Annotated in this window: 15 protein-coding genes; 7 read left to right on the top strand and 8 right to left on the bottom strand. The window is 72.5% G+C overall.

The features are described from left to right. Positions 1 to 60: 60 nt before the first annotated feature. From HGN31_RS06325 to HGN31_RS06300, 6 genes are all read right to left on the bottom strand, one after another. On the bottom strand, positions 61 to 369 hold the full coding sequence (locus tag HGN31_RS06325) for a hypothetical protein (protein WP_244961158.1): 309 nt from the start codon (positions 367 to 369) through the stop codon (positions 61 to 63). A gap of 40 nt (positions 370 to 409) precedes the next feature. Beyond that, positions 410 to 1,585, bottom strand: coding sequence for an OpgC domain-containing protein (locus HGN31_RS06320; RefSeq protein ID WP_168782678.1), 1,176 nt, complete (start codon positions 1,583 to 1,585; stop codon positions 410 to 412). Then, a complete protein-coding gene (gene mdoH / locus HGN31_RS06315; RefSeq protein WP_244961156.1) occupies positions 1,582 to 3,705 on the bottom strand; it encodes a glucans biosynthesis glucosyltransferase MdoH in 2,124 nt (707 codons plus the stop codon). Before mdoH ends, HGN31_RS06320 begins: the two co-directional genes overlap by 4 nt. A 35-nt stretch (positions 3,706 to 3,740) precedes the next feature. After that, entirely contained in the window at positions 3,741 to 5,291 is a 1,551-nt protein-coding gene (locus HGN31_RS06310; protein WP_244961154.1) for an OpgD/OpgG family glucan biosynthesis protein, read from the bottom strand. Positions 5,292 to 5,719: 428 nt separating this feature from the next. After that, positions 5,720 to 10,927 carry a translocation/assembly module TamB domain-containing protein gene (locus HGN31_RS06305; protein ID WP_168782677.1) on the bottom strand — a complete coding sequence of 1,736 codons (5,208 nt, stop codon included), beginning with the start codon at positions 10,925 to 10,927 and terminating at the stop codon, positions 5,720 to 5,722. Then, positions 10,927 to 12,885: an autotransporter assembly complex protein TamA gene (locus HGN31_RS06300; RefSeq protein ID WP_168782676.1), complete on the bottom strand. Its 1,959-nt coding sequence runs from the start codon at positions 12,883 to 12,885 to the stop codon at positions 10,927 to 10,929. The genes HGN31_RS06305 and HGN31_RS06300 overlap by 1 nt, the downstream gene beginning before the upstream one ends. A 333-nt stretch (positions 12,886 to 13,218) precedes the next feature. Between HGN31_RS06300 and HGN31_RS06295 the strand changes: the two genes are divergently transcribed. From HGN31_RS06295 to HGN31_RS06285, 3 genes are all read left to right on the top strand, one after another. Next, positions 13,219 to 13,674: a hypothetical protein gene (locus HGN31_RS06295; protein ID WP_036704003.1), complete on the top strand. Its 456-nt coding sequence runs from the start codon at positions 13,219 to 13,221 to the stop codon at positions 13,672 to 13,674. Between the two features lie 126 nt (positions 13,675 to 13,800). Next, the gene (gene ahcY / locus HGN31_RS06290; RefSeq protein WP_036704005.1) at positions 13,801 to 15,216 is read left to right on the top strand and encodes an adenosylhomocysteinase; all 1,416 of its coding nucleotides are present in this window, start codon (positions 13,801 to 13,803) and stop codon (positions 15,214 to 15,216) included. Positions 15,217 to 15,226: 10 nt separating this feature from the next. Beyond that, a complete protein-coding gene (locus HGN31_RS06285; RefSeq protein ID WP_211096345.1) occupies positions 15,227 to 15,592 on the top strand; it encodes a YbaN family protein in 366 nt (121 codons plus the stop codon). Between the two features lie 48 nt (positions 15,593 to 15,640). Here HGN31_RS06285 and HGN31_RS06280 read toward each other — a convergent pair whose 3' ends face one another. Continuing rightward, a complete protein-coding gene (locus HGN31_RS06280) occupies positions 15,641 to 16,267 on the bottom strand; it encodes an enoyl-CoA hydratase/isomerase family protein (RefSeq protein WP_168782675.1) in 627 nt (208 codons plus the stop codon). An 89-nt stretch (positions 16,268 to 16,356) separates the two neighbouring features. Between HGN31_RS06280 and HGN31_RS06275 the strand changes: the two genes are divergently transcribed. The 4 genes from HGN31_RS06275 to ferA all read left to right on the top strand — a co-directional run bounded on the left by HGN31_RS06275 (position 16,357) and on the right by ferA (position 20,953). Beyond that, positions 16,357 to 18,096 (top strand): DUF2125 domain-containing protein, encoded by a 1,740-nt coding sequence (locus tag HGN31_RS06275; RefSeq protein ID WP_168782674.1) that lies wholly within the window; start codon positions 16,357 to 16,359, stop codon positions 18,094 to 18,096. Positions 18,097 to 18,169: 73 nt separating this feature from the next. Continuing rightward, positions 18,170 to 19,534: a TldD/PmbA family protein gene (locus HGN31_RS06270; RefSeq protein WP_168782673.1), complete on the top strand. Its 1,365-nt coding sequence runs from the start codon at positions 18,170 to 18,172 to the stop codon at positions 19,532 to 19,534. Further along, entirely contained in the window at positions 19,521 to 20,396 is an 876-nt protein-coding gene (locus tag HGN31_RS06265; RefSeq protein WP_342355798.1) for a 3'(2'),5'-bisphosphate nucleotidase CysQ, read from the top strand. Before HGN31_RS06270 ends, HGN31_RS06265 begins: the two co-directional genes overlap by 14 nt. Beyond that, positions 20,393 to 20,953 carry a flavin reductase FerA gene (gene ferA / locus HGN31_RS06260; protein WP_168782672.1) on the top strand — a complete coding sequence of 187 codons (561 nt, stop codon included), beginning with the start codon at positions 20,393 to 20,395 and terminating at the stop codon, positions 20,951 to 20,953. Before HGN31_RS06265 ends, ferA begins: the two co-directional genes overlap by 4 nt. A 1-nt stretch (position 20,954) precedes the next feature. Here ferA and HGN31_RS06255 read toward each other — a convergent pair whose 3' ends face one another. Next, positions 20,955 to 21,695 (bottom strand): PqiC family protein, encoded by a 741-nt coding sequence (locus tag HGN31_RS06255; protein ID WP_168782671.1) that lies wholly within the window; start codon positions 21,693 to 21,695, stop codon positions 20,955 to 20,957. Positions 21,696 to 21,697 lie beyond the last annotated feature (2 nt).

Raw genomic sequence — 21,697 nt, 5'->3', positions numbered from 1 at the left:
AAATCGCCCGCCGCGGGTTCCGCGGCGGGCGTTGTCGTCAGGCGCCGGTGAGGGCGGAGGTCAGAGCTTGGCGGGGACGACCACGGTGGTCCCGGCGGGCACGGTCGTGGCCGCGGTGCCGGTGCCCTCGCCGCGCATCACGCGGTAGCCTTCCTGCCGGCAGATCGCGTCGGCATTGGCGACGCTCATGCTGTTCGGACGCCCGATCGAGCGGTCCCAGGTCACCTGGCTGTGGGTGTAGAGCTGGCAGGTGACGGGGCCCGCGGCCGAGGCGACCACGACCGGCGTGGTCTCGTAATCCTTGGGAGAGACCGAGCAGCCGGCCAGCAGGACGGTGCCGAGGGCGGCAGTCAGAGACAGAAACTTCATGGGGTCACCTGGGCGAAAGAGCTACACGGCTCGCTCTTAATCACTTCAAGCCATTTTGGAAGCTGTGTTTTCGGACAGTGCCCACCGCCGCCTGCGGCAGCCGGTCGCAGGCCCGCGCGACGGGTCCGCGCCGCCGGTTCAGCCACACCTCGGCCACCAGCCACAGCGCCGCGATCACCCACAGGTCGACGGCCGCGCGGTGGGCGGTGCCGGCGCCGCTCAGGTTGCTGCCGAGCGCGTCGCCCACCACCGACAGCAGCACGCAGGCGATGAAGGACACGAGCCCACCGCGCCCGATCGTCGCCAGCGCCCGCCCCGGGGCGCTCGCCGCGATCCACGCCATCAGCGGGGCGAGCGGCACGGCGACCAGCCAGCTCGCCGCCATGATCGCGGTGTAGCGCACGAGGTCCAGCGACCATTTGTCCACCACCCCCACCGCGTGCCACATCGCGTCGGCCAGCCGCTTGCCATCGGCGCCGAAGCGCCACAGTACCGCCATCCCGAGGCTGTAGAGCGTGACCGCCGCGGCGAGCGCCGTCAGAACCCCCGCGTGGCGGCGCAGGATCGGCATGAAGCGGTGGCGGAACGCCCCCATCGCCACGCCGCTGAAGAACAGCATCTGCCAGGCGAAGGGGTTGAAGAGCAGGCCGTTCCCCTCGCGCTGGTTCGGCAGCAGGGCGTTGAGCGGCCCGGCCACCATCCACAGCGCCACCGACCCCGCCGCAAAGGCCAGCGGCCAGCGCAACAGCAGCGGCACGACCACCGGCGCGGCGGCGAGCAGCACGACATACAGCGCCAGCACGTCGAGCAGGTTGGGCTGCATCCACATCACCGCCAGCGCGGTGACATAGGCGAGCGGCAGTTCGACGATCCAGCGGGCATACTCGGACCAGATCGCCGTGTGCCCGAGGTCCAGCGCAAAGAGCCCGCGCGAGGTGAGCGCCAGCGCCACGCCCCCCGTGACCAGCGCCAGCCAGACCTGCCCGGCGCGGCGCAGGAACCGCCACTGCGCGGCGCGGCGGCCCGACTGCGCCTCGACCTTGATCCACACCAGCCCGACCAGGAACCCCGAAAGCAGCACGAACAGCTCGGCCGCGTCGTAGATGGCGAAATTGGTCAGCGTGAACTGCCGCGCCCATCCGGCGGGGATGTGGTTCAGCATGATGCACACCAGCGCGTAGCCGCGCAGGGCGTCGAGCGTCGCGTTGCGTCTCATCGCGGCAGCGCGGCCCAGCGTTCGAGCAGGGCGGGGTCCGACAGCAGCGCCGCACGCTCGGCCCGGTCAAGGAACGACAGCGCCTCGGACTGGCTGGCGGCGGCGTCGATCTTGGCGGCGGCGGCGATGGCGGGCAGGCGCTCGGCCGCGGGGCGCGCGGGCAGCAGCGGCAGCAGCGCGGCGTGGCGGGCGCGCAGCCCGGCGTCGGCGCCCAGCGCGGCGGTGGGGTCGTCGTCGCGGCGCAGGCGCCGGGCCTCGGCGGTGGCGGCGGCGATGATCGGGGGGACCCGCCGCTCTTCCGGCGTGACCAGCAGCCCCGCCATCCGCGCCCAGCGCCCGAACACCGGCGAAGCCGTCCAGCGCGAGATCGCCGGCGCGAGGATCAGCCCGGCAAGGATCGGCGACAGCCAGATGAGCTGGCCGGGCGACAGCATCGCCACCACGATCAGGATCGCCAGCCCCGAGGCGACGTGGATGCCGTGCCGCCTGAGCACCAGCCGCCACGGCGGCATCGACCCCTTGCGGACCTGGCTTTCCCAGCCCGAGTTGCGGCCCGAGAGGATCTCGGCGATCTGGCGGGTCTGGATCAGCATCTGGACCGGGGCGATCAGCGCCGAGAGCAGGATCTCGAACAGCGCCGAGGCGAGGGTCCGCGACCGCCCCCCCGCGTTGGCGGCCAGCGGCCGCCGCCAGGCCCGGCCGACGGCCACGAACTTGGGCAGCAGCAGCAGCGCCATCGCGGCCGCGAAGAGCCACGTCATGCGGACGGAATCGAAGGTCGGCCAGTCGGGGAAAAGCTGGTAGGTGCGCGGGAAATACTCGGGCCGCGACAGGATCACCTTGGCGGTCAGCGCCAGTCCGACGAGGATCATGGCAAGCCAGATCGGGCTCATCAGGAACCCGAGGATGCCGACGGTGAAATGCACCCGGCTGATGGCCGAGAACCCCCGCGCCCCGATCAACCGCAGGTGCTGAAGGTTGCCCTGCGCCCAGCGCCGCTCGCGCACCGCCATGTCGAGCAGCGTCGGCGGGCTGCCCTCGTAGCTCGCGCGCAGGTCCCAGTCGAGCCGCACCTTCCAGCCCGCGCGCCGCAAGAGCGCGGCCTCGACGAAGTCGTGCGAGAGGATGGTGCCGCCGAACGGCGGCTCGCCCGGCAGCTCGGGCAGGCCGCAGCAGGCGGCGAAGGCGGGGACGCGGATCATCGCGTTGTGGCCCCAGAAATTGCCGTTGTCGCCCGACCAGGCGGCGACGCCGCGGGCGATGGGAGGGCCGTAGACCCGGCCGGCGAACTGGATCACCCGGGCGAAGAGCGTCTGCCCGCCGACCAGCATCGGGATCGTCTGGATCAGCGCCAGCGCCGGATCGGCGGCCATCCGGGCGCTCATCTCGGCCACCACCCCGCCCGACACCACGCTGTCGGCGTCCAACACCACCATCTGGTCGTAGCGCCCGCCCCAGCGGCGGACGAACTCGGCGATGTTGCCGGCCTTGCGCCCGGTGTTGTCGGTGCGGCGGCGGTACCAGACCGGCAGCGGGCAGGTCTCGCGCAGGGTGGCGACGGCAAGCGTCTCGGCGGCGAAGAACGCGGGGTCGCGGCTGTCCGAGAGGATGAAGATCTCGGCCCGCCCGGCGAGGCCCGCGGCGGCCATTTCCTCGGCCAGCGCGCCGAGCAGGCCGAGGCTTTCGGCGGGGTCCTCGTGATAGACCGGCATCACCACGGCGACACGGGCGGTGCCGGGGTCGGCGGGGGTGGCGGGGGCGCGGGCGACGAGGCCCGCGAGCATCGAGCAGAAGCTGAACCCGACCCAGCCGAAGGTCAGGGTGAAGAACCCGAGCAGCGCCCATTGCAGCGGCTGGATGCGGTCGCCGAAGACGAGCAGCATCTGCCAGAACCCCAGCGCCACGATCAGCGCCGCGCCGCCGAAGGCGATGACGCGCGCCAGCACCACCTCGGGGGCGGGGGGCAGGCGCGGCGGGCCGGGGGGCGGGGCGGCGCGGAAGTCCTGCGCCGGCATCGCCAGCGGTGCTTCGGGCGGAGTGGCGGGCGACCGCCCGGACGGCTGCCCGGACAGGCGCGCGGCCGCATCCGCCGGGGCGGGCGCGGCAGGGGGCTGGGGCACGCCGGCCGCCGGGGCGCCGGTTTCCAGCACCCCGGTCAGCCCCGCGTCCAGCGGTAAAGCCAGGTCTCGCTCATCCGCAGCTGGGCGCTGTCGAGCCGCGCGGAGAGCTCGGCCAGGTCGGCGCCACCGGGCACGAACTCGAACGAGAGCCGCAGCACCCCCTCGGCCGGCAGGCGGACGACATAGGGGTGGCGGACCTCGCCGGCCGAGGTGGTGACCACCGGCTCGGGGTCGGGCTGGCCCTCGAACGGGGCGAGGTCGAAGTCGATGACGAAGCTACGCGCGCCCTTGCCGTTGATCGAGGCCCCCGACCGCGACTGGCGCACCTGCGCCGCCGGGTCGTTGTCGCCGGGCGCGAAGCCGAGGCTCAGCTCATAGGCGAAGTCGTGGCGCACGCCGGGGGCGAGCGGCTGGCCGGGCTGCCAGAACGCGACGATATTGTCGTGGAACTCGCTCTCGACCGGGATCTCGACCAGCACCACGCGGCCCTCGCCCCAGCCGCCCTGCGGGGCGACCCAGGCCGAGGGACGGCGCTCATAGGCGGCCTCGGCATCCTGGAAGGCGGTGAAGTCGCGGGCGCGCTGCATCAGCCCGAAGCCCTGCGGGTCGCGGTCGGCGAAGGCCGAGATCTGCAGCGCGGCCGGGTTGGCCAGAGCCCGCCACAGCCGCTCGCCGTTGCCGGTCACCATCTGCAGCCCGTCGCTGTCGTGGACCGCGGGGCGGTAGTCGTCGAAGCTGCCAAGATCGGCGGGCCCGAACCAGAACATCGAGGTGAGCGGCGCGATGCCGACGTCGGTCAGCTCGCGCCGCGGGAACAGTGCGGCGCGGGTGGCGACGGCGGTGTCGGCACCGGGGGTCAGGACGAACTCATAGGCGCCCGCGACCGACGGGCTGTCGAGCAGCGCGAGCACGGTGACCGAGGCTGCCCCCGGCTCGGGCGTGCGGATCCAGAATTCGCGGAAGGCCGGGAACTCCTCACCCGCGGCGCTGCCGGTGCCGAGCGCGAGGCCGCGCGCCGAGAGCCCGTAGACGTTGCCGCGGCCGATGGCGCGGAAGTAGCTCGCGCCCTGGAAGACCGCCATCTCGTCCAGCACGCCGGGCCGGTTCAGCACCGTCCGCAGGCGGAAGCCGGACCAGCCCATGTCGCCGGGCGGGGCCGAGGCCGCGTCGGGCGGAAAGCCCTCGGGCGAGAACTCGAACACCGTCGGGTCGAAGGGGAGGTTCCGCGCCACCCCGTTCTCGATCAGGTTGATCCGCACCGGGTCGGTGAACAGCATCCCCGGCGGCAGCAGGTCCAGCCCGAACCCGCCGAGGTCGCGCCACGGGTCGGCCTCGCGCCGGAATCGGATGCCGCGATAGGCGTCATAGCCGAGGTCAGCGAAGGGTGGGGTCAGCTTGGCCTGCGGGCGAACGTAATCGGCGCGCACGAGGTCGGCGGCGATTCGGGCCACATCCTCGAACCCGAAGGGGGCGGGGGGCGCTGCGACGGCCTCGGCCTCGGGCGGAGCGGCCATCTGCGCCCGCACGCCGGTCGCTGCGACCGACAGGGCGGCGGTCATCGCCCCCAGAAAAACCCGGCGTTCCACTGACGATGCCCCGCAAATCCGACTAGGGTCGCTGCTTAGTGAAACTCGCGCGGCCCCGCAAGGATCGCCGCTGCGGCGCAGCGGAGCCCCGCGTATCCGGTTCGGTCGGCGGATGGGGAAAACTTCCCGGGGAGTTTACGGGATAAAACGTCACCGCAGACAAATTGGACGTTCATCCGGGCCGGTTTTGGTGTATGATGTCAGATGCAGCCGGAACGATCGCGCCGCGCCTTGCCAGAGTCGGGTTTGAAGGTCCGCGGTTAGCGAGTTGCCCTTGCAACGCGACGAGCCATCGTTCGTCTGCCGGATTGTTCTTGAGGTGGAGGCGGCAGCGATGCCCCCGAGGCCTCAGGGACAATCCGTCAGTCGCCCGCCTCTCTGTTCCCGGCCTTCTGTCCCCCGGGACGCGGCGGCATCCCGGGCAACGCTCAGTAATCCCGCTCGTAGAACACCCCGATGGTGCTTTCCCCGTCGCTCGCCACCGAGCCGCGGGCGGTGACCGCATCGTTCACGTCGAGGTTGAGGTTGATCCGCGAGCGCCCGTCCGCATCCACCGCCACGTCGGTATAGACGTTGCGGGTCAGGTACTTGCCGGCGCGGACCGTCACATTCCCCTCGTCGTCGGTGGCCAGATCGAGGTCGTCCAGCCCGACCGAGTCGCGCAGGTTCGACACGATCCCCTCGCTGCCCCGCCCGGCCAGCACCGCGACCGCGTTGGCGAGCTGCGCGGCCTGCAGGGGCGAGATGGTGTCCAGCCCGCGGCCGAAGAGCAGATGCGAGAGCACCTCCTCCTCGGGCAGTTCGGGGACCGATTCGAAGGTGATCTCGGGCTCGCGGATGTCGCCGTCGACGACGATGCGGGTCAGGATCTCGTCCTGCTGGGTCTCGGCGACCAGCCGCAGGACGGGGATCATGCTGCCCTGCAGCTCGATCAGCCCCTCGGTCATGTCGAAGCGCTTGCCCAGCAGGTCGATGCGGCCGCGGATCAGCTCGAGCTGACCGACCGGGATCATGTTCCGTGCGGTGCCGGTCAGCCGCAGGCTGCCGCCGAGTTCGGCGTCGATGCCGCGACCGCGCACGAACACCTGATTCGGCGCGTTGATGGTCAGGTCCAACCGCGCCGGGTTGGCGGGCGGCGTGGCCGGCGGCGCGGTCATCCCCGCGATCCGGCTGTCGGCCGAGGGGAAGGGCAGGAGCCCGGCCTTGGCCCGCGTGCCGCGCACCGGGGGCCGGTCGCGCAGGTGGACGATCTCGGGGATCGCGCGGGCCCCGCCGAGCCCGGTCGAGGGGATGCGGATCTCGGTCTCGCCCAGGTTCACGGTCCCGGTCACCAGCGGCCCGTCCGCCGGGTTGCCCGAGATGCGGACGGTCCCGTCCACCCTAGTCTCGTAGAGGTTCGGGTCGCGCAGCACCACGCCGTCGAGCTGCGCCGTCAAGTCCAGCGCGGTGCCGCCGCGCAGGTCCACGGGGCCGCTCACCGTCACCTGCCCGCCGGCCGAGACGTTGCCGGTGGCGTTGACCTGGATCAGCCCGCCGTTCAGGTCGGCCGTGCCGCTGAGGTTGTCCACCCGCAGCCCCAGCTTCGGGTCCGACAGCCGCGCGTTCGGCAGGCTCACCCGCCCGCTCAGGTTCTCGAGCGCGGGGCGCCCGGCCAGCCGCAGGTCGAAGTCCACCGGCCCCTCGATCGAGCGCACCCGCAGAAGCGGGTTCACCAGCGCCGCATCGCTGACCCCCGACGCCCGGATGTCGGCGGTCGAGAAATCCTGCGCCGCGGTGCCCGCGATGGTGGCGCGGGTGCCGCCCGGCGCGGTGGCGTTGAGGTTGATGTCATAGCGCCCCGCGGTCTGGCGGACCGTCCCCGCGACCGTCGCCGGTCCCGGCAGCCCCGGCACCACAAGCGCCAGGTCCGAGAGCGCCGCATCGACGTTCAGCCCCGCCTGCGGGCTGCCGTCGGCGCTGAGCCGCAGCTGGCCGTTGCGGGCGTTCAGCCGCTCGATGCTCAGCGCGCCGCCCGGCGACTGGGTCGCGGCGAGGTCGAAGGTCGTCTGCCCACCGAGCAGCGGATCGACCCGCGCGTTGCCGATCCGCAGGCCGCTTGCCGTGCCCTCGGCGGTGACGCGCCGGCCGCGGCCCTGGTCCACCAGCCGCGCGGTGGCGTTCAGCGCCCCGTCGATGCCGCCGCCGAGAAAGGCGAGGCTCGCCGCGCGCACGTCCGCGCTCACGTCGGTGCGTCCGGCGCCGATGGTGCCGCGGGCGGTGGCGTTCAGCCGGGCGCTGGCCACCACGGCCTCCTCGAGCGTCAGGACGCCGTCGCGCTCGGCCCCGCGGACGGTCAGGCGGGTCGGCCCGGCCAGCGCCGCGTCGGCCTGGGCCTGGCCCAGCGACAGGTTGTTGCCGGTGCCGTCCACGACCAGCCGGCGCACGCCGCTGCCATCGTCGGCAAAGCTGCCGGTGGCCGCAAAGCTGCCCCGCCAGCCAAGGCCCAGCGCCGAGAGATCGGCGAGGTTCACGCGCCCCTGCACGTTGGTCTGCCCGCCGCCGATGGTGCCCGAGATGTCGGCATTGGTGCGCGGGTTGTCGATCACCGCCTGCTCGATGGTGAGCACGCCGTCTGCTTCCGTCCCGCGCAGGGTCACGCGCGTCTCGCCGCCCAGCACGCCGTCGGCCTGCGCCTGCCCCAGCGACAGGTCGTGGCCGGTGCCGTCGAGCACCATCCGGCGCAGCCCGCCCGGCTCTTCGTTCACGCGCCCCGTGGCGGCGAAGCTGCCGCGCCAGCCGAGGCCCAGCGCCGACAGATCGGCGAGGTTCACCCGCCCCGACAGGTCGGTCTGCCCGCCGCCCACGGTGCCCTTTACATCCGCCTGTGCGCGGGGGTTGTCGATCACCGCCTGCGTGAGGGTCAGCACCCCGTCGCGCTCGGTCCCGCGCACGGTCAGCCGCGTTTCGCCCGCGAGCACCCCGTCGACAGACTTCTGCCCCAGCGCGAGGTCGGTGCCGGTGCCGTCCACCGCCAGCACCCGCGCGCCGGTCCCGTCATCCTTCAGCGACCCGTCGAGCCGCAGCGCCCCGCGCCAGCCGCGGCCGAAGGCTGCGAGCGAGCGGATGTCGGCGGTCGCGGTCAGGTCGGTGCCGGTCTCGGCCAGCACGCCCTCGACATTCGCGGTCATCTGGTCGTTGGTCAGTTGCAGGTCGCGCACCGTGACCGTCTGCCCCGCCTGTTCGGCCGACAGGCGGAACCGGGTCGTGCCCGACAGCGCGCCGTCGACGTCCTGCTGGCCCAGCCGCAGGTCCTGCCCGGTGCCCGTGGCCTCGATGCTGCGTACGCCGTTCGCCTCGCGGGCGGTGGCGGTGGCCTTGATCGACCCGGCGAAGCCCGGTTGCAGCGCGCCGAGGTCCGGCACGTCCAGATCCAGAGCCGCGTCGAGCGCGCCCTGGGCAAAGCTGCCGCGCCCGTCGGCGGTGAGCTGCGGGTTGGCGAGGCGCAGCGTCTCGACCTCGAAGCGGCCGTCCTTCTCCTGCGCGATGGCCGTGAGGTTGGTGCGGCCCCTGAGCGCCGAGTCCAGTTCGTTGATGCCGAGTTCGAGGTCGGTCGCCTCGCCCGTGACGGTCACGCGCCGCGCGCCGGGGGCGCCGGTGACGGCGGCCTGCGCGGTCAGCGCGCCGGCCATCGCCGGGTCGGCGGCGGTCAGGCTCGACAGCCGCAGGTCGGCTTTGAGGTCGGTCGAGGTGCTGGTGATCAGCCCCTGCGCCGCCGCGGTCAGGCGCTGCCCGTCCACCCGCAGGTCGCGGATCTCGATCCCCTGCTCGTCGCGCCGGGCGCTGGCAAAGATCGACGCCTCGCCCGCCATCAGCCGGTCGAGCTGCGGCTGGTTCACCGTAATGTCGGTGCCGGTGATCTCGGCCTCGGCGTCGAAGCCGCGGGTCAGCACGGTGTAGAGCCCGCGGATGTTGGCGTTGGCCTGCCCGGTCAGCGGCCGGCCGGCCAGCGTCGAGAGGTGCTCGAGCCGCTCATAGGCCGCGTCGAGGTCGCCCGAGACGGTGATCCCCGAGCGCAGGCCGTCGGCGAGGATGGTGCCCGCGATGCCGAAATCCTGTCCGCTGAGCGTAAAGTCCGACAGTTCGAGCGCGTTGCCCGGCGTCAGGTCGAAGCCCGATTCCCCGGTGATCGACGTGCCGAGCGCCTGCTGCAGCCCGGCGTCGGCCAGCGCCAGCCCCTCGACCCCGAAGGCGAGCTTGCCAAGAACCTGCTGCAGGTCGCCGTTCTCGAGCGCCACGGTGCCGTCCCCGTTCAGCGTCAGCGCCCCGATCCGGTTGCCGTTCTGGGTGATGTCGCCGATCCGCCCGACGACGCGCCACGCATCCGACTGGGTGGCGTCATAGCTGATCTGCAGGCTGCCCGAGCGCACGTCGGTCGGCTCTCCGCCGAAGGGCAGGCGGACGGGCAGGGTGGTGGCGCCGGCATCCTCGCCCAGCGTCATCAGCAGCACGAGCGACTGCGGCGCGCCCTTGTCGTTGGTGGTGACCGAGCCGGTGAGGTTCAGCGCCTCGGTGTCCACCATCAGCACCGGCAGCGCCATGCGCCCGTTCTCGCCCCGCCAGCCCTCGGCCAGCAGGCGCGAGCTGGTGCCGAAGAACGGCCGGTCGTCGGGCGGCAAGAGGCTGGCGACGTCGCCGGTCAGCTCGGCCCGGAAGCCGGTGCCGGGGGTGCCGTCCTCGCCCGCCTGGGCGTGGGCCGAGACGCGCCCGGTGACGCGGTCGGTGCCGTCGGTGGCCAGGCGGATGTCGGCGGCGAATTCCTTGAGCGGCCCCTCGCCCTTGATCTCGGCGGTGACGGCAGGCTTGTCGTAGAGACCGACGAGGTTGGCGAACAGCCCCTCGCGGTCCTCGTCCAGCGTGACGTCCAGCTTGAGGTTCGTGGTGACGTTGGAATAGGCGGCGTCGACGGCAAAGACGCCGCGCTTGCCGTCCACCCGGTTGATCGCCAGCTTGGCCGCGCCCTCGCCGCCCGCAAGGTTCATCGAGCCGTCGAGCGAGACGACCGCCGCCTCGCCGATCACCGGCTCGCCGATCTCGACCCGGCCCGCGGCGATGCGGGCGATGTTGACCGACACCGGGAGGGTCGGCAGGGCGAAGTCGCGGACCTCGGCCTTGCGCCCGCCCTCGCCGCCGCCCGGCAGGCGGGGCAGCAGGATTTCCTGGGCGGAAAGCTCGTTGATCTCGATCCGCCGGCCGAACAGCGCCGAGCGGTCCCACTGGATGGCCCCGTTTTTGAGCGTGATCCAGACGCCCTCGGCGTCGGCGATGGTCATCTCGGTGAAGGTCGCGCGCGACGAGAGCGCGCCCTGGAAACCGCGGATGACCACCTGCCGGCCGGCGCCCGACAGGTTGCGTTCGAGGAAGCGGGTGATGAAGCCGCGGTCGTCCTCGACCTCGGCGGAGATCTCGGCGGCGCTGGCGGCCATGTCCTGATCGGCGGCGCCGGGGGCGGGGGCGGGCGCCTCGGCCGGCGGGGGGGCTGCGTCCTGCGCGGCCGCGGGCGGCAGCGGCGCGGCCAGCAGCACCAGCGCGGACAGCGCCGGCGTCAGGCGGCGCAGGGGCCGGGTCAGGCGGGCGGGAAGGGTCGAGAGATACCGCATCAGAACGCCTGCCCCAGACCCAGATAGAACTGCACCCCTTCGCCGGTGTCGCCGCCGACGGGCCCGGCCACGTCAAGGCGGATCGGCCCGATCGGCGTCGTGTAGCGGATGCCGACGCCCGCGCCCGCGTGCCAGTCGCTCGCGCCGCCGAAGCTGCTCTCCTCCCACACCTGGCCGGCGTCGGCGAAGGCCACGAGGCCGATGCGCTCGCGCACCAGCATCCGCATCTCGCCGGTGATGTTCAGCACGCTGAGGCCGCCGGTCTTGACCGGCCCCTCCGGCCCCTGGATGACCTCGACGCCCAGCGACTCGAACGGCTGGCCGCGCACCGAGCCGCCGCCGCCCGAGTAGAACAGATAGTCGCGCGGCGTCTCGGCCAGGTCCGAACCGAAGATCGTCCCGGCCCGCGCCCGGCCGGCGAGGGTGAAGCGGTCCTCGGCGCCGAAGCTGCGGTAGGCGCGGCCCTCGCCCACCAGCCGCAGGCCCGAGCCGGTGTCCTGCATCCCGTAGAAGGGCGTCGCGGTGGTGGACAGCCAGTAGCCTCGCCGTGCGTCGTTCGGCTCATCCTCGCGGCGGTCGAGCGTGACTGTGGTCGGCAGCGCCAGCACCCGGAAATCGGTCGTGCCGCTGGCGTCGGTGACGCGCGAGCGGCGGTACTCGAGCCGCGTCTCGCCGGTCAGCCGGTCCGAGGGCAGCCAGACGAGGCCCATGCCGAGGACGCCGAGATCGAGGTCGTAGTCCTCTTCCCGCAGCCGCTCGGCCCGGGCCTCGACGAAGGCGGTGATGTCGGGGCGGATCGTCGCCGGGTGGTCGAGCCGCAGCCCCAGCTTGTAGTCACGCCCCGAGGTGCCCGAGCCGATGTCCTTGATCTCGCCGTCGACGCGCAGCCGCTCGCCCCCGCCCAGCAGGTTGCGGTGCAGCCAGTAGCCGGTGACCTTGGCCCCGTCGATGCTTGAGATCTCGAAGCCGCCGCCGATCCGGCGCAGCTTCTGCTCGATCACCGTCAGCCCCACGTCGAGCGTGTTGCCGGGGCCGAGCGCCTCGGCTTCCTCGAGCGTGATGGCCGAGAAGATGCCCGAGCGGCGCAGGCGCTTGCGCACCTGCTCGAGCTTCTCGGGGTCGAAGCGCTCGCCCTCGGGGAAGCCCGCGATCTTGAGCAGGCGCCGGGTCGAGAGCCGCTCGTTGCCCGAGGGCAGCAGCCGGCCGAAGCGGACCAGCGGGCCGGGGGCGAGGACGATGCGGCTGTCCACGGCGTGCAGCTCGTGGTCGGCGACGATGTCGGTCGAGGTCACGTCGGCCTTGGCGTGGCCATAGTCGCGCCAGCCGGTCACCCCGGCGCGGGCGGCGGATTTCATGTCCGAGGTGCGGGCGACCGCGCCGGTGCGGTAGTCGCGCGGCAGGTCGGTGCCGGGCGCGACCGGGGCGATCTCGGCCCGGCTGTAGCGGAAGCGGCTGCCCGGATCGACCGAGACCACCACCTGCCGGACGAACTGCGGCGCGTCGAGCGGCGCGATCCCCGCCGCCTCGACCCCGTCCAGCCGGATGTCGATGACCGCGTCATAAAGCCCCTCGTCATAGAGGGTGCCGAGGAAGCGCGCGTAATCGGCGCGGGCGGCGGCGAGCACGTCCTGCCCCGAGGTGCGGCCCTCGGCCAGCGCCCCGGTGATGAGCGAGCTTTGCCGCAGCTTGCGTTCCAGCGCCGGGTCGCTGCCCTCGACGCGGACGATGAACTCGACGGGCGAGTTGGCGACCCGGTCGCCGCCCCCGAACCAGCGCGCGAAGGGCGAGGAGGCCGACGACGGCGAGGACGAGGCCGAGCCGGTGCCCGCGGGCTTGGTTTCGGCCGGCGCGGGTGCAGGGGCGGGGGCGGGTGCCGCGCCCTGGGGCCAGGCCGGGCCCGCGATCAGGCACCCTGCCGCGGCCGCTGCTGCGACCCTTCTCGCCCACGCTGTCGCCATGTCGCTGCCCGCCTCGTTGCGCCGCCGTTGTCCGCGTCGTCGTTATGGTCCCGATCCCGACCATTCTTGACGCAGTCGGGTCAGGAAATCCATCCGCCGAGGCCGCAGGCGGGCAGATTTGTGCCGGGCGTGTCCTCTCGCGGCCTGCGTGGCAAGCCCTTGAAGGTGCAGCATTGCAAACCCGCTGGGGGGCCGGGTCCGGGCCGGGTCACGGGAATGTCAAGCCCGGCGTGAACGCGCCCGATGGAACCCGCAGGCAGCCCCGCCGTTGTCCCGTCGTGCAGCAATTGCTGCGCCGTCGCCTGTCAACCCCTTTTTTTTCCCAAGGTCCAGATGTCCCGCCGTATCGCCACCGCCCGCCCGTCCGTCGCCCGCCTCTCCGTCGCTGCGGCGCTGATCGCCGCGTTCTCGGTGACGGCCGCGCAGTCGGCGGTCGAACCCGCCCCGCACGACGCCGGGCCGGTCAAGGGCTGGACCGCGGTCGCGGGCCTGTCGGGGCCGGCGGTGCTGGAACTGGCCCGCACCCTGCCCGTGGCGAGCGAGGCCGACGGCGACCAGCCGTGGTGCGACCGTTCGGCCACCGTCCGCGACGCGCTGCGCACCGAGTTCGAAGAGCAGATGGTCACCCGCCACTCGGACGGCACCCAGCTTTGGGGGTCGGACGTGATGGGGACGTGGACCGTGGTGCTCTCGCGCCCCGATGACACCCAGTGCGTGATCGCATCGGGGATCGGCTACGCGGCGGGCGAGAACCCGGCGACATATCTTGCCAAGGTCGGCCTCGGCTGAGGCCGCAGGCCGGATCTCGGCCCTCACGCCCCGTCTCTCGTTGCGTTCCAGCGCCGTCTGTGAGAAGGCCGCGCGGGAACGCCGGTCGATTCCGGCACCGCCATCACACGCAAGCAAGGGGCCTCCATGACCCTCTCCTCCGACAGCCGCCCGGGCGACTATCTTGTCCGTGACCTCGCGCTCGCCGATTATGGCCGCAAGGAACTCGACATCGCCGAGACCGAGATGCCGGGCCTGATGGCGCTGCGCGCCGAATACGGCGAGGCCCAGCCGCTGAAGGGCGCCCGGATCGCCGGGTCGCTGCATATGACCATCCAGACCGCGGTGCTGATCGAGACGCTGGTGGCACTGGGCGCCGAGGTCCGCTGGGCGTCGTGCAACATCTACTCGACCCAGGACCACGCCGCCGCGGCCATCGCCGCCGCCGGCATCCCGGTCTTCGCCGTCAAGGGCGAGACGCTGCCGGATTACTGGGCCTACACCGACCGGATCTTCCAGTTCCCGGAAGGCACGGCGAACATGATCCTCGACGACGGCGGGGACGCCACGCTCTACATCCTGATGGGCGCGCGGGTCGAGGCGGGCGAGACCGACCTCATCGCCACCCCGCAGTCGGAAGAGGAAGAGGCGCTCTTCGCCCAGATCCGCAAGCGCATCGCCGAAACCCCCGGCTGGTTCGCCCGCCAGCGCGACGCCATCCGCGGTGTCAGCGAAGAGACGACGACCGGCGTCCACCGGCTCTATGACCTGCACAAGCAGGGTCAGCTGCCGTTCCCGGCGATCAACGTCAACGACAGCGTCACCAAGTCGAAGTTCGACAACAAATACGGCTGCAAGGAATCGCTCGTGGACGGCATCCGCCGCGCCACCGACACGATGATGGCCGGCAAGGTCGCCGTCGTCTGCGGCTACGGCGACGTGGGCAAGGGCTCGGCCGCTTCGCTGCGCGGCGCGGGCGCACGGGTGAAGGTGACCGAGATCGACCCGATCTGCGCGCTGCAGGCCGCGATGGACGGGTTCGAGGTCGTCACGCTCGAGGATGTGGCGGGCACCGCCGACATCTTCGTGACCACCACCGGCAACAAGGACGTGATCCGGCTCGAGCACATGCGCGAGATGAAGGACATGGCCATCGTCGGCAACATCGGCCACTTCGACAACGAGATCCAGGTCGCCGCGCTGCGCAACCACAAGTGGACCAACATCAAGGACCAGGTGGACATGATCGAGATGCCCTCGGGCAACCGGATCATCCTGCTGTCCCAGGGCCGGCTGCTGAACCTCGGCAACGCCACAGGGCACCCGTCCTTCGTCATGTCGGCCAGCTTCACCAACCAGGTGCTGGCGCAGATCGAACTGTGGACCAAGGGCGACGAATATCAGCCCGGCGTCTACATCCTGCCCAAGGCGCTGGATGAGAAGGTCGCGCGGCTGCATCTCGAGAAGATCGGCGTCAGGCTGACCGAGCTGCGCAAGGACCAGGCCGACTACATCGGCGTCCCGGTCGAGGGGCCCTTCAAGTCGGAGCACTACCGCTACTGACATGCGGGAAATGCGGGCATGGTTCTGGTGGGTGGTCGGCTTTGCCGGACTGGGGCTGGCGCTCGTCGGCACCGTCCTGCCGATCATGCCCACCGTGCCGTTCCTGCTGGTCGCGGCCTACGGCTTCAACCGCTCGTCGCCGCGGTTCCACGCGATGATCGTGAACCACAAGGTGTTCGGCCCGCAGATCCGCGAATGGCACGAGCACCGGGCCATCGCGCCGGCGGTCAAGATCTTCGTCGTGGTGTCGATGGCCGTGGGGCTCGCGGTCAGTTTTCACCTGCTGCCGCTGGCGTGGTGGGCCGCGCAGTTCGCGGTGCTCGCGGCGGTGGCGATCTACATCGTCACCCGCGCCAACCCGCCCAAGAAGCACTGAGCCGGCGGTCCCGCCCGCTCGGCGCGCATCGTCCCGTCCAAGTCGCCGTCAGCGCGCCCCGGCGATCAGCCGCTTGATCCCCGCGACATGGGCGACGTCGGCCGCCAGTGCGTCGGCGGCGAGCGCCGCGGCCGTCTCGGCCAGCGCATCTGGTTCCACGATCCGGTCGATCAGCCCCCAGGCCAGCGCCTCGTCGGCGGTGATCTTCTGCCCCGCCATCAGGATCATCGCCGCGCGCGACGGCCCCGCCAGCGCCGCGAGCCGGCGCGGGTCCGACGGCTGCGGCAGGAACCCCAGCTGCATCACCGGATAGAAGATTTTCGCCGCCGGCACCGCGATCCGCAGGTCGCAGGCCAGCACCATCCCCAGCGCGCCCCCCGCCGCGGTGCCGTTCAGCGCCGCGATCGTCAGCGCGGGCGCAGCGGCGATGGCGCCCGACAGCGCCTCCCACAGGGGCGAGACGGCAAGCCCCGCGCGGGCCGCGTCAAGGTCGGCGCCGGCGGAGAAGACCTTGCCCGTGCCGGTCAGCACCAGCGCCCGTGCGCCCGCGCTGGAGGCCGCCTCGACCGCCGCGATCAGCGCCTCAAGCATCCCGGGCGTCAGCGCGTTCGCCTTGTCCGGGCGGTCCAACGAAATCGTGACCAGCCCCTCGGACGAAGTTTCCGACCGAACCATCTTGCCTCCTTGGCCGTTGCGTCGCGGTATGGCACGACACGTCGCGTCTGAACCGAATGTGATCCGTCAGCAGCGGAAAGGTATCGTCAATGTTTCTCAGGACCACAAGCTCGGCCCTCGCCGTCATCGCCCTGACGGCCCCGGCCTTCGCCGAGGTCACGCCCGCGCAGGTGTGGCAGAACTGGGTCGATTACTACAAGGCCAACGGCTACACCGTCACCGAGGGTTCGCGTGAAGAGGCCGGCGAGACCCTGACCCTCAAGAATGTGGTCATGGCGGCGTCGGCGCCCGACAACGAGGGCGGGGTCGAGTTCACCATGCCCGAGGTCACGCTGACCGGCACCGGCGACGGCAAGGTGCGCACGGTCGTGGCCGAGACCTCGCCCCTCAAGCTGATGTTCAAGAACGAGGAGGACGAGCCCGTCACCCTCGACGGGAACGTGACCCTGAAGGACGCCGAGATCGTCTCGAGCGGCGCGCCCGAGGACATGACCCACGAGAGCCGCGCGGCGCAGATGGTGTTCGCGCTGAACACGATCACCACGCCCGACGGCCAGAAGCCGATGCCGATCAGCGTCACGATGGTGAACGCCACCTCGTCGCAGCGGGTCGTGGACGGCCCGGTCCAGACCGTCGACGCCCGCATGGGCGCCGACCGCGCCGACTTCACGGGCACGGTCGAGGGGATGGACAAGGAAGATCCGACCGCCAAGGCCTCGTTCACCGGCAGCATCGACGCGCTGGCCGGCGAGGGCCGCTTCGTGATGCCCAAGGGCGTTGACGTGACCAAGGACCTGAACGCCGCCCTCAAGGCCGGCATGGACATGAGCGCCAGCTTCTCGATCGGCGCCGGCAAGGTCGAGGGGCAGTTCAGCGGCAAGGGCGAAGAGGACAAGGACGTCAGCGGCCAGATGGCCACCGACGTGAAGGGGGTCGAGCTGACCGTCGGGATGTCGACCGCCGGCCTCAAGTACCAGGGCAGCGCCGACGCCTCGAACGTCAGCCTGACCTCGTCGGACCTGCCGTTCCCGATCAACTACGCGGTCGGCGGCTCGACCGTCGACGTGCAGATCCCGGTGATGAAGTCCGACGCCCCGGTGCCGTTCAAGATCGCCTATTCGCTGACCGGCCTCACGGTCGGGGACGAGCTGTGGAACCTGTTCGACCAGGGCAAGGTGCTGCCGCGCGAGCCGGCGAGCCTTGACGTGGACGTGACGGGCCTGGCCAGGATCGCCATGGACCTGTTCGACCCGGCCAACGTCAAGGCGATGGAGGATGCGGCCGAAGGCACCGACGCCGCGGCGCCCGACGCCGCCGGCCCGGACGCCACGGCCACCGAGCCGAGCGCGACGGACGCTCCCGCGACTGACGCGCCCGCCGCCGACGCGCCAGCGACCGACGCGCCCGCCACCGATGCCGCGACCGACACCACGACCTCGGCGGATGCCGGTGCGGCCGACGGCGCGCCCGAGGCCGCCGATGACGCGGCCGACACGCCCGAGCCGTTCGTGCTGACCGAGCTGAACGTGAACAAGCTCGCGCTCGATGCGATCGGCACCAAGGTGGACGTGACCGGGGCGCTGACCGTGCCCGAGGGCGGCTCGATCGACGCGCCGGTCGGCACGATGCACGCCCGGCTCGAGGGGGTGAACGCGCTGATCGACAACCTCGTGAAGCTCGGCATCCTCAGCCAGGACGAGGTCAGCGGCTACCGCATGATGCTGGCCATGTTCGCCAAGCCCGCGCCCGAGGGCGGGGACGCTCTGGTGGGCGAGTACGAGTTCAAGGAAGGCGGGCAGGTCTTTGCCAACGGCCAGCAGGTGAAGTAACACCCTTGCTGACGACACCCGCGGAAAGGGCCGGCCCGTCCGGCCCTTTTTGCATCGTGAGGAACCGCAGCCGATGACCCGAGGCGACCACGCGCCCCCCGATCTGGCCGGGCTGACCGACGCGCTGCTGGCCGCCGCCCGGGCCGCCGGCGCGACCGAGGCGGACGCCGTCGCGGTGTCGGGCGATTCGATCTCGGTCGACGTGCGCGCCGGCGCGCTGGAACAGGCGACCCGCGCGCAGGGGGTCGAGATCGGCCTTCGGGTGCTGATCGGCGGCCGGCAGGCCTGCGTCTCGGCCAGCGACCTCACCCCCCGCACCATTGCCGAGATGGCCGAGCGCGCGGTGGCGATGGCCCGCGAGGCGCCGGTCGACGACATGATCGGCCTCGCCGATCCGGGCGCGCTGTCGGCGGTCCGGGACGGCGGCGGGCTGGCGCTCGACGACGGCCAGCCGCAGCCCGCGCCCGAGGCGCTGCTCGATCTGGCGCTCAGGGCCGAGGCGGCGGCGCTGGCCGTCCCCGGCGTGCGGATGGCCGAGCAGGCCAGCGCCTCGTCGCTGCACCGGCAGTTCTGGCTCGCCGGCACCAACGGCTTTTCCGGCAGCTACGCGCGCTCGAGCCACGGCATCTCGGCGGTGGCGATCACCGGCGAGGGCACGGGGATGGAGCGTGACTGGGCCTCGGAATCCCGCGTCTGGGCCGAGGACCTGCCCGACCCCGAAGAGATCGGCCGCCGCGCGGGCGAGCGCACGGTGGCCCGCAAGGGCGCCCGCAAGCCGCCCACCGGCGCCTTTCCGATCCTCTATGACGAGCGCGTGGCCGCCACGTTGATCGGGCACCTGCTCTCGGCGGTGAACGGCAGCGCCGTCGCCCGCGGCGCCAGCTGGCTCAGGACCGCGCTGGGCGAGCCGGTGCTGCCCCCCGGCTTCGATCTGGTCGAGGACCCGCGCCTGCCCCGCAGCGGCGCCTCGCGCCCCTTCGACGGCGAGGGGCTGCCCACCGCCGCCCGCAACATCGTCGCGGGCGGGGTGCTGGGCGGCTGGACGCTCGACCTCGCCACCGGGCGCAAGCTCGGGATGCCGTCCACCGCCAGCGCGGTGCGCGGCACCTCGGCGCCGCCGTCGCCCGGCGTCTCGAACGTGACGCTGACCCCGGGGACGGTGCCGCCCGCGGCGCTGATCCGCGACATGGGGCGGGGGCTCGTCGTGACCTCGATGCTCGGCGCCTCGGTGAACCCGACGACCGGCGACTATTCCCGCGGCGCCGCGGGGTTCTGGGTCGAGGGGGGCGAGATCGCCTTTCCGGTCAACGAATGCACCATCGCCGGCAACCTGCGCGAGATGCTGATGCGGATCACCGCCGCCGACGACCTGCCCGACTGGCGCAGCCACCGGGTGCCGAGCCTCATGGTCGAGGGGATGACCGTTGCCGGCGCCTGAGCCTCTGCGGGACGACGCCCGGCGCGACCCGGCGTCGGCGGCCGCGGACCCGGCGCTGACCGACCTCGCGCTCATCGAGGCGGCGGCGGTCGAGGCGGGGCGCATCGCCCTCGACTACTGGCGCGGCAGCTTTCGCTCGTGGGACAAGGATGCGGGCGCCGGGCCGGTCAGCGAGGCCGACCTGGCCGTGAACAGCGCGCTCGAGACGCGGCTCAGGGCAGCGCGCCCCGGCTACGGCTGGCTGAGTGAGGAAAGCCCCGACGATCCGGCGCGGCTTGCGGCCGCCCGGACCTTCATCGTCGATCCCATCGACGGCACCCGCGCCTTCATCGACGGGCAGGAGGGGTTTTCGGTCTGCGTCGCCGTGGTCGAGGACGGCCGCCCGGTCGCGGGCGTCGTCCACCTGCCGGCCCGCGGAGCGACCTATGCGGCCGACCTGGACGGCCCCGCCACGCTGAACGGCGCCCCGATCCGTCCCGTCGCGCGGACCTCGGCCGAGGGGGCGACCATGCTGGGCGCGCGGACCGTGCTCGACCCCCAGCACTGGCGCGGGGGGCGGGTACCGGGGCTCACGCGGAAGTTCCGCAGCTCGCTCGCCTGGCGGCTCTGCCTCGTGGCCGAGGGGCGGTTCGACGCGGCGCTGTCGGTGCGGCCGGTCTGGGACTGGGACATCGCGGCGGCGAGCGTGATCGCCGCGCAGGCGGGCTGCGCCGTCACCGACCGGCAGGGGCGGGCCTTCCGCTTCAACGGCGCGGTGCCGCAGTCGGATGGGCTGATCGTGGCGGGGCCGGCGCTGCACGGGCTGCTGGCCGAGGGGCTGGCAACGGGTGCCAACCTGCGCGCGGCGGGGCAGGGGCGATGACCCGGCTGCCGCCCGAGACGCTCGACCGGCTGGCCGACGCGATCAGCTTTCACCCCGAGAGCGAGCCGGGACGGGTGTTCCGCGACGCCCTCGGCCGGTTCGCCACCGGCGTCACCATCGTGACCGCCGAGGGGCCCGCGGGCCCGGTGGGAATGACGGTCAACAGCTTCGCCAGCGTGTCGCTCGACCCGCCGCTGGTGCTGTGGTGCCCGGCCCGCGCGTCGAGCCGCCACGCCATCTTCGCCGCCGCACCGGCCTGGTCGGTCCATGTGCTCGGCGCCGAGCAGCTCGACGTCTGCCTGCGGTTTGCCCGCGGCGGGGCGGGGTTCGCGGGGCTGCCGCCCAGCGTCTCGGACCTCGGCACCCCGGTGATCCCCGGCGTCGCGGCCCGCTTCGACTGCCGGGCCGAGGCCTGCCATGTGGCGGGTGACCACAGCGTTCTGCTGGGCCGGGTGGCGCAGGTGACGATCGGCGGTCCCGACGATCACCCGCTGGTCTTTGCCGCCGGCCGCTTCGGCCGCTTCCTGCCGGATGACGGCACGGGCGGCGCGGGCTAGCTCAGCTCAAGGGCTCGACGCTGATCTCGGGCAGCGGCTCGAGCGGCGGCAGCGGTTCCAGCGGGGTCGAGAAGATCGGGTCGAGCCGCGGGGTCTGCGTCTTGACCGTCCGGCCCGGCCCGCCCAGCACCGCGATCTGCGCCGCAAGCTGCGAGATCGCCGCGTTCTGCGCCGCCGCGATGGCCGAGGGCGAGGCGACCGACTGGCCGCCGCCGCCCAGCAGCCCGCCCAGCCCGCCGCCGCCCGATGCCGCCGCCTGCGGCAACCGCACCGCGATGTCGAACCCGCGCGCGTGGTTGGTGCCCCCCGAGCTGTCGTTCGAGACGTAATACTGCCCCTTGAGCCGGTAGACGCCATCCAGCTGCGCCAGCGCCTTTTCCACCCGCACCTCGATCCGGCGCCGCGGCGGCTCGGCCAGCGGCCAGGGCTCGGCGATCACCGTCGCGCCCGACATATCGGAAATCGCCCGCGCCAGCGTCAGGGTGAACGCCCGCTGCGGCTTGTCGGCCCACAGGTTCTTCGGGTTCGACCGCACCGCGCCGTCCGGGGTCTGCCACGAGACCTCGCCCGCCGCCGCGTACTCCGGCAGCGTCACGTCGCGCAGCTCGGCGGTGCCGAGCGCGTTGCCGACCCGCGCCGCGGGCGTCGGCGGGTCGATCAGGTAGCGGCCGGTCTTTTCCGGGTTGGAACAGCCCGCCAGCGCCACGGCGGCGGTCAGGGCAAGAAGTGCAGGGCGCAGCATGA

The organism is Paracoccus sanguinis, from assembly GCF_012689545.1.
GTDB lineage: Bacteria > Pseudomonadota > Alphaproteobacteria > Rhodobacterales > Rhodobacteraceae > Paracoccus > Paracoccus panacisoli.
Note: the sequence above shows the minus strand (reverse complement) of the source record. Positions and strands in the feature narration are given on the sequence as shown.

Coding starts and splice junctions, on each gene's coding strand:
- HGN31_RS06325 (WP_244961158.1), bottom strand. CDS start 369: ATGAAGTTTCTGTCTCTGACTGCCGCCCTCGGCACCGTCCTGCTGGCC.
- HGN31_RS06320 (WP_168782678.1), bottom strand. CDS start 1,585: ATGAGACGCAACGCGACGCTCGACGCCCTGCGCGGCTACGCGCTGGTG.
- HGN31_RS06305 (WP_168782677.1), bottom strand. CDS start 10,927: ATGCGGTATCTCTCGACCCTTCCCGCCCGCCTGACCCGGCCCCTGCGC.
- HGN31_RS06300 (WP_168782676.1), bottom strand. CDS start 12,885: ATGGCGACAGCGTGGGCGAGAAGGGTCGCAGCAGCGGCCGCGGCAGGG.
- HGN31_RS06295 (WP_036704003.1), top strand. CDS start 13,219: ATGTCCCGCCGTATCGCCACCGCCCGCCCGTCCGTCGCCCGCCTCTCC.
- ahcY (WP_036704005.1), top strand. CDS start 13,801: ATGACCCTCTCCTCCGACAGCCGCCCGGGCGACTATCTTGTCCGTGAC.
- HGN31_RS06285 (WP_211096345.1), top strand. CDS start 15,227: ATGCGGGCATGGTTCTGGTGGGTGGTCGGCTTTGCCGGACTGGGGCTG.
- HGN31_RS06280 (WP_168782675.1), bottom strand. CDS start 16,267: ATGGTTCGGTCGGAAACTTCGTCCGAGGGGCTGGTCACGATTTCGTTG.
- HGN31_RS06275 (WP_168782674.1), top strand. CDS start 16,357: ATGTTTCTCAGGACCACAAGCTCGGCCCTCGCCGTCATCGCCCTGACG.
- HGN31_RS06270 (WP_168782673.1), top strand. CDS start 18,170: ATGACCCGAGGCGACCACGCGCCCCCCGATCTGGCCGGGCTGACCGAC.
- ferA (WP_168782672.1), top strand. CDS start 20,393: ATGACCCGGCTGCCGCCCGAGACGCTCGACCGGCTGGCCGACGCGATC.
- HGN31_RS06255 (WP_168782671.1), bottom strand. CDS start 21,695: ATGCTGCGCCCTGCACTTCTTGCCCTGACCGCCGCCGTGGCGCTGGCG.